Origin of the sequence: Sphingomonas sp., from assembly GCF_035998645.1 — a bacterium.
In the GTDB taxonomy this organism is placed as follows: Bacteria; Pseudomonadota; Alphaproteobacteria; order Sphingomonadales; family Sphingomonadaceae; genus Sphingomonas.
Genome location: NZ_DASYHL010000001.1, coordinates 19,871 through 27,465 on the forward strand (window position 1 = coordinate 19,871; position 7,595 = coordinate 27,465).

The following is a 7,595-nucleotide window of genomic DNA, read 5'->3' on the forward strand; positions in this document are numbered from 1 at the left end:
AGTTCATCATGTACGGTTCATCACTCATCGCGACCATCGGCCTCGGGCTGCTCGCGCTTTCCGCCTCCAGCCATGCCAGCGCGAGCGACCCCGTCCGCTATGTCAGCAGTCTCAAGCCGCCCGCCGAGGCGCAGGCGCAGAAGGACGCGTTCCGCAAATTCGGTGAAGTCTCGTGCAACGACTGCGAAGGTGGCATCGACTTTGATAGCAAGCCCAAGGCCGAATACGACCAGTATAGCGGCAATTATGCCGAATGGCCCCGCCGCGCGGGCAACTGGCCGGTCGGCCATGTCCATCGCTGGAAGGGCAAGGCGTCTGTCGGCACGATCACAGTGATCACGGAGGAGCAGGTCGACGGTTTCAAATGCCGCCGCCTGGAATACAAGCTCGTCCGTGGCGGCGCCTCTGCGGTGCGTCCCAGCTTGATCTGCTTCGGCCTCGCCAATCGCGATTCTTCCGTCGAGAACTGGCACGAAGTTTACTGACCGGGCAGGCGCGTGCCGCGTGACTGACGTACGGCGCCCGCAGCTTTCCCGAGACTTATCGACGAAGCGCTGACGACCGATCCGGGCAACGCGCATGTGTCTTTCGACCATGGAGAATGAAGATGCCGACCCGTAACCGGGTGATGGGATTTGCAGCTGCGATCCTCGCCATCCCCGCACCGGCGCTTGCCCAGCGCACCGAGGAGAATGCGACCACCAGAGCAGAGGACGCATTCGGCACCTCTGTCGGCGGAGAACAGATCGGCATCTACAATCCCAACTATGTACGCGGCTTCTCCGCCGCAGAAGCGGGGAACATCCGTGTGGAGGACCTGTATTTCGATCAGCAGGCGAACTTTACCGAACGGCTGATCGGCGGGCTCAAGATGCGCGTCGGGCTGTCGGCGCAAAGCTATCCCTTTCCCGCGCCGACCGGCATTGCGGATTATGGATTGCGCAAGCCGGGCGCCAAGCCCCTGCTAAGCCTTGGCGGGCGCGTGGGCCCGTTCGGGACCACCGCGATCGAACTCGATGCCCAGTTGCCTGTCACCGCCCGACTGTCGGTCGGCGCGGGCATCGGCGTGATTGCAGACCGGACTCACACGGGCGGTGCGGGGGACTACCGGACCGCCGCGCTCGTTGCGAACTGGCAGCCCGCGGACGGACTGCAGCTCTTGCCGTTCTGGAGCCGCACGCAGATCGACCGCGAGGACGCCGCCCCGATCCTGCTGACTGCAGGCGACTATCTCCCGCCAGAGATCGAGCGCGTCCGGCAGCTCGGCCAGCCCTGGGCGATCAACCGGGGTCGTGCCGACAATTTCGGACTCGTGACCGCACTGGTCCGGGGTGACTGGGCCGTCAAGGCGGGCCTGTTCCGGTCCGAACTCAATCTCGACAAGTCCCATACCCAACTGTTTCTGAATGTCGGTCCTGATGGCGTCGCAGACGAGGTGGTGATCGCCGAGCCCGGTCGAATTCAGGAGTCCACTAGCGGGGAGATGCGCATCACGCGCCGTTTCGCGGAGGGTCCGCGCCTGCACAGCGTGCATGCTTCCTTGCGCGGCCGACAGCGGGAGAGGGAATATGGCGGGGATCAGGCCGTCTTCATCGGCACCCATCATATCGAGGAACCCGTCCGCCTCCCCGAACCCAATCTCACCTTCGGTTTGCGGACTCTGGAAAGCGTGCGCCAATGGACCGTGGGGCTCGCCTATGAGGGCCGATGGCGCGATGTCGGCGAACTCAGCCTTGGCCTGCAGAAAACCGACTATCGCAAGCAGACAAGCGCACCGGGAAGCTCGCCCGTGATCAGCCATGACGCGCCCCTGCTGTTCAATGCCACGGCTGCGCTTCATGCGTCGCGCGATCTGGCGATCTATGGCGGGTTTACCCAGGGTCTCGAGGAAAGCCCGATCGCCCCGGGTGTCGCGGTGAACCGCGACGAAGCGCCTCCAGCGCTGCGCACCCGGCAGTTCGACGCCGGCGCTCGCTGGGCGATCACGCCGACGATGCGGCTGGTGGCGGGCGTGTTTGAGGTGACCAAGCCGTTCTTCTCGCTCGACGCGTCGCGGACTTTCAAGCAGCTGGGTGTGGTCCACCATCGCGGTGCGGAGTTCTCGCTGTCAGGCCAGCTGGCGCCGGGTCTCACCACAGTGGTCGGAACGGCGCTGATCGACGCCCGCTTGTCCGGTGAGGCTGTCGATGCCGGGCTGGTCGGGTCCAAACCGCTCGCGAGCTTTGGTCGACTGTCGACGGCGGTGATCGACTATCGCCCGCCATTTGCTCCGGATGTGTCGGTCGACCTCGTTGTCGAGAGCACCTCCGACCGCATCGCCAGCGCGGATGGGAAGCTCGTCATCCCCGCCCGCGCGATCGCGTCACTCGGTGCGCGCTACCGGTTCAGCATCGGCAAGGCCCCGGTAACGCTCCGCGCGCAGGTCGCGAACATTGGCGACAAATTCGGCTGGGCCAACGGTCCGAGCGGTATCTACGTCTACAACTACCCACGCCGCTTCACGGTCTCGTTCACCAGCGACATCGGGTAAGAAAAGGGCAACCAATTTCGATAGGCGGAATATGCGCGATGTCGGAACCTGGCGGGGCGAGAGCGAACGTCGGCTTTTATGTTCGAAACCAAGCAAGCCGAACGACAGAAATGAGGGCGCTTTGCCGACTGGCTGATTTTGGCGATAGCAGACAGGCCGCTCATGGGCCGCAAGCGGACGGTCGGGATCAGAACTCAGAACGTGCGGAAGCGGACACTCGCGGATTCTTGGATAAAGGACGGCATTACAGGCCAAGCTCCTTAAGGATGGCCTCGCGCAGCCCCTGGGCGGTGGGGTGCGACAATTTCCGCGGGTGCGGCATGTCTACCTGGAAGCTGGCCTGGATCGTCGTCGGGCGTGGTGACAGCACTAGAATGCGGTCGGCGAGGTATATCGCTTCCTCAACGTCATGGGTGATCAACAGGACGGTGTGACGCTCTTCGTCGAGGATTCGGCGCAACTCGGTCTGCATCCTGAGGCTCATCAGCGCGTCGAGCGCCGAAAAGGGCTCGTCCATGTACAGGATTTCAGGCTTTACGACGAGCGCGCGGGCGATCTCAGCGCGTTTGAGCATGCCGCCGGACAGTTCGTGTGGATAGGATTTTTCGAACCCGGCGAGTCCGACCATCTCGATATAACGTGCGGCGCGGGCTTCGGGTTGGTCATGCTTGGTAGCCGACAACGCGAACATCAGGTTCTCGTACACGGTCAGCCAGGGAAAGACCGATCCGTGTTGTGAGATCATGATCCCATTCTTGTTCGGTCCTTTGCGCTCCACCCGGTCGATCCGCACCGTGCCGCTATCGGCCCGATCGAACCCGGCGATGATGTTGAGCAAAGTCGATTTCCCGCAACCCGATGGGCCGACGATCGCGACGAACTCGCCATCGGCCACCTCGATGCTGACTTGGTCGACTACCTTGAGCGCGCCAAAGCCCTTACTGACGCGATCGACCACGATTTTCTTATCGGACATAGCGCCACTTCACGATGCTGAGCTGCTCGAGCAGGCGGGTCAGACCGTCGAGCAACAGGCCGATCACGCCGATGATAATCATGCTGGCGATGACTAGGTCATAACGATTGCCGGCGTTGCGCGAATCCATGATCAGATATCCCAGGCCCGAATTGAGCGCGATCATTTCTGCCGCAACCACCACGAGCCAGGCGACTCCGAGGCCGATGCGCATGCCGATGATGATCTCCGGCAGCACTGCGGGAATGACAACACGGGTGAACAGCACCCAGCGCGACACGCCGAAATTGGCGGCAGCACGCAGATAGCGGCGGTCGATCGTGCGCACGCCCATCGTCGTCTGTACCATCATTGGAAAGACCGAGGAGACGAAGATCAGGAAGATTGGCGAGAAATCGCCCACGCCGAACCACAGAATCGCGACCGGAATCCACGCGATCGGCGAGATCGGCCGCAGCATCTGGAACAGCGGATTGAGGGTGAAATAGGCGCCGGAGACCCAGCCCATCCACAGGCCTAGCGGAACGGCAACGAGAAACGCCAGACCGAAACCCATCTCCACGCGCAGCAACGATGCCTCGATATGCTGCAGCAGGGTTCCGTCCTGCAGTAGCGCCCAGGCACCCGAGGCGACCTCAGGTGGAGTTGGGAAAATATGGTTTTCGCTACGGGCGATGGCGACCCACCAAATCGCGATCAGCGCCACGATCAGCAGCACCGGCGGCACGATCCGCATCAATTTGCTGTTGGATTGCTGCATTGCCCCTCTTCAGTGTGGATTTCTGGACTGCCCGACCGGGTGCCACAAGTGCGAATGCCGCTTGAGAAGTGAAGTCGCGCATATTTTCGAGGATGCGGGACGGAGTGTTGTCGGATGGCCATAAGGTAGCAACGTACCGATAGCGGCCGCATCGTCAGCGGGAGCCAGTTAGGCTTCTCCAGCGCGCGCGTAGCCTGTGCCACCCGGCGGTTGGGGCCGGGGCGACGATGACGTTGAGCTGGCCATTGGTATGTGCGGTGCACTGAAAGCTGTAGGTCGATGCACTGGAAAAGGGCAGGCGAAAGCTCTGCCCGGGCATGATCAGCGTCGGTCCGAAGATATGCGGTGCGCTGTCAGCGTTGCGGAATACTAGCACATCGTTGCGGCCGAGGGTGAGGTGGATCGTCTGGGGCAGGATGTCGATCTGCTCCCCCGCCATGCGCCGGGCATGGGTGCCATTCGGGATCTCGAACACCTCCTCGCGCGCGACCGGGCTGAGCGGCGCAAACGCGGCCCATGCGGGAACGCCCATCGCCAAGGCGAGGATCAGGAGGCCGATCCAGCGTTTGCGCATGCCGGCTATTCCCTCAGCAGCAGTTGGATGTCGTTCACGAAGTCGGCGGCATCGTGCCCGAACGGCATCATGCCGCGCAGCCTGCCCGCACGGTCGATCAGAAAGATCGAGGAGGTGTGCGCCATCGCGTAATCGGCCCCGGTGCCTTGCTTCGATGCGGTCACGCCATATTTCGCGCATACCGCCGCCAAGGCGTCGGGCGTGCCAGCCGCTCCGACAAAGCCGGGGCCGAATACCGCGAGATAGTTCCGCATTTGAGGGATGGTGTCGCGGTCGGGATCGACTGTGACAAAGATCACCTGAACCGCGTCTGCCTGCGCGCCAAGCGCCTTGCGGGCTTGCGATAGCGTCGAGAGGGTGGTGGGACAGACGGCAGCGCAATAGGTGAAGCCGAACGTCATCAGTACGATCTTGCCGCGATAGCGCGCGAGCGTGATCTGGGACCCGTCGGACCCCGGCAGTGCGAAGTCCGGTGCGTCACGCGGCGGATTGAACGCCCCGGCCCGCATGACCGTCGAACTCGACGGCGCGGGATTGGCCGGACCAGCTGAGGTGGTGGGTCGGTCGAGCAAGGCCAACGCCAGCCCGGCGATGAGCAGGAGCGCTGCGAGGCCGAGCAGCACGCGGCGCGAGCGACGGGTCAAAGCGCAATCGACGCGGGGCGGGCGGCGCGCGCGAAGCTCTCATCAACATAGCTGGCATAGGGCACGGCTTGCTTCAGCGTGCCCGCATCGACTGCCTGATGCATCAGATCGTCGAACTCGCCGGGAACCATACGCAGGTCGCCATAGGTCACCCGGTCCTCGGGGTTGTCCATCACGAAGCGCAGGATGTTAGGATCCTGATTGAAATATTCGGTCTTCGCTGCCAGTTGCACCGCCGTCTCGCGGTTCTTGCGCTGCCCGTCGAGCCAAGCGCCCGCAGCGAGCACATAATTGACCATATTTTGCACCAGCGGCCGGTTCGACGCGATCAGTTCCTCACGCACGGTGAGCACGCAGCACATGTAGCGCGGCCATTCGTCGCGCGTCATCCTGAGCGGTCGAGCATAGCCCGCGCGCTGCGCGGCGGCACCGAACGGCTCACCGGTGCAATAGGCATCCACCCCCTTCACATAGAGTGCGGCGGGCATGTCGGCGGGCGCCATCTCGACGATCTCGACATCCGCAGGTGTCATTCCCTCATTCGCCAGCATCTTGCGCAGGAACAGGAAATCGACCGCAAAGCGGCTCGGGATGGCGATGCGCTTGCCGGCGAGGCTGCGGAAGCTGCGATAGGAAGAGTCGGTACGGACCATGATCACCGCGCCCGACCGATGACCGATCGACACGATCTTTACCGGCACCTTCTTGTCGGCAAGGTCCATCACCAGCGGCGCGAGCATATAGGCCGCCTCGACATCGCCGGACATCAGCGACTCCTTGAGCTCGGGCCAGCCGCCAAATTTTGCGAATTTGAAGGCGAGCTGTGCCGCGTCCTGGGTGCCGAAAGGGTTGGCAGCCTGGTTCGCGGCGCACGCGACGGGCAGGGTCAGGTTGCACGTAACCGCAAGACCACCCACGGCGATCGGCTCGGCAACCGCTTCGGGGATCAGCCACCGTCGCGCGGGAAGCGCCACAGCCGCCGCGGCACCCGCCCCCAACGCGCCGCGCACCAACCAGCGTCGACCGACCTCGCGGCCCAAGCCCGTGGCTGGAGGTTCCAATGACGGCTCATGTTCCATCACGCACCTCGCTAGCGGGAGAGCCGGGGGCAGACAAGTTCGCCGCGAACCGGCGGGGTCGAGGACAATTCGCGCTCGTCATTTCGGTCAAGTTGGTGGAAGCTCGGCGATACGCGGCGGAGTGGGCCGCTGTACGTCCGGGGGAGACTTGCCGTGATCCGACCAGCATTCGCGCTACTTCTGTCGATGCCGCTTATCGCCTGCACGCAACAACCCACTGTCGAGGTCAAAGAAGTTTGGGCGCGTGACTCCATTGGCCGCACCGCGAATGCCGCGGTCTATATGACGATTCGGTCGGCGACTGCGGATCGCCTGATCGGCGCATCGACGCCGGCAGCCAAAAAGACCGACCTGATGACGATGGGCGGCGGGTCCGGCGCGATGGCCATGTCCTATGTCGATGCCATCGACATTTCCGCCGGCAAGCCGGTCAGCTTGAATCCGAAAGGCCTCCACGTCTGGCTAGCCGGATTGAACCAGCCGCTCAAGGCGGGGCAGAGCGTGCCTCTGACGCTTAAATTCGAAAAGGCGGGCGAGCGCCAGGTCACGGTGTCGATCATCGCAGCGACCGCCGCACCCACCGGCCCTGGAATGACGATGTAGCGCAACCGCTCTATTCTCCCCCCGTCCCTTCGCTATCCCGCTTGCATGGCGGGAAAACGCAGCATCGTAATCGTCGGCGGAGGTGCCGCTGGGTGGCTCACCGCCGCCGATGATCACAATACTTCGCTGGACTTTCATAGGCCCAGAATAGCGCGCTGCGCCGCTCGCGAACAGTCATGACTGAGATACTGTCGTGCGATTGGCTTCTTGTACCGCGCGTCGGTATGACCGCTTTCAGGACGGTCGAGACCATATGCGAACGGCCGAAGTTGGGGCGCCTAGCTGCCGTCAGCTTCCACATTCTCACGAGAAGTAGCAATCATCCGCTCGCCCGCCGCTCGCTGGTCCAGCCCGATCGTACGCGCCGCCATCCATTCGGGCACATGCCAGCTCTCCGGAAGCGATCGAGCGATCGCACCTGGCAAGATC

General features: G+C 63.3%; 8 protein-coding genes. 3 read left to right on the forward strand and 5 right to left on the reverse strand.

All coding sequences use genetic code 11. The annotated features are described in order from the left end of the window. Positions 1–8: 8 nt before the first annotated feature. Both VGN66_RS00110 and VGN66_RS00115 read left to right on the forward strand, forming a co-directional pair. A complete protein-coding gene (locus VGN66_RS00110) occupies positions 9–485 on the forward strand; it encodes a hypothetical protein (protein ID WP_327516842.1) in 477 nt (158 codons plus the stop codon). A 122-nt stretch (positions 486–607) separates the two neighbouring features. Beyond that, on the forward strand, positions 608–2,530 hold the full coding sequence (locus tag VGN66_RS00115; protein ID WP_327516843.1) for a TonB-dependent receptor domain-containing protein: 1,923 nt from the start codon (positions 608–610) through the stop codon (positions 2,528–2,530). Between the two features lie 244 nt (positions 2,531–2,774). Here the strand turns inward: VGN66_RS00115 and VGN66_RS00120 are convergent, their stop codons facing one another. From VGN66_RS00120 to VGN66_RS00140, 5 genes are all read right to left on the reverse strand, one after another. After that, on the reverse strand, positions 2,775–3,506 hold the full coding sequence (locus VGN66_RS00120) for an ABC transporter ATP-binding protein (RefSeq protein ID WP_327516844.1): 732 nt from the start codon (positions 3,504–3,506) through the stop codon (positions 2,775–2,777). Further along, complete coding sequence (locus VGN66_RS00125) at positions 3,496–4,266, reverse strand: ABC transporter permease (RefSeq protein ID WP_327516845.1); 771 nt, start codon at positions 4,264–4,266, stop codon at positions 3,496–3,498. Before VGN66_RS00125 ends, VGN66_RS00120 begins: the two co-directional genes overlap by 11 nt. Positions 4,267–4,420: 154 nt before the next feature. Next, on the reverse strand, positions 4,421–4,840 hold the full coding sequence (locus tag VGN66_RS00130; protein WP_327516846.1) for a cupredoxin domain-containing protein: 420 nt from the start codon (positions 4,838–4,840) through the stop codon (positions 4,421–4,423). Positions 4,841–4,845: 5 nt separating this feature from the next. Beyond that, the gene (locus VGN66_RS00135) at positions 4,846–5,484 is read right to left on the reverse strand and encodes an SCO family protein (protein ID WP_327516847.1); all 639 of its coding nucleotides are present in this window, start codon (positions 5,482–5,484) and stop codon (positions 4,846–4,848) included. After that, positions 5,481–6,524 carry an ABC transporter substrate-binding protein gene (locus tag VGN66_RS00140; RefSeq protein ID WP_327516848.1) on the reverse strand — a complete coding sequence of 348 codons (1,044 nt, stop codon included), beginning with the start codon at positions 6,522–6,524 and terminating at the stop codon, positions 5,481–5,483. Before VGN66_RS00140 ends, VGN66_RS00135 begins: the two co-directional genes overlap by 4 nt. A 192-nt stretch (positions 6,525–6,716) precedes the next feature. On the opposite strand from VGN66_RS00140, the gene VGN66_RS00145 reads away from it, so the two are divergent. Further along, positions 6,717–7,166 (forward strand): copper chaperone PCu(A)C, encoded by a 450-nt coding sequence (locus tag VGN66_RS00145; protein ID WP_327516849.1) that lies wholly within the window; start codon positions 6,717–6,719, stop codon positions 7,164–7,166. The last annotated feature ends 429 nt before the right edge of the window (positions 7,167–7,595 follow it).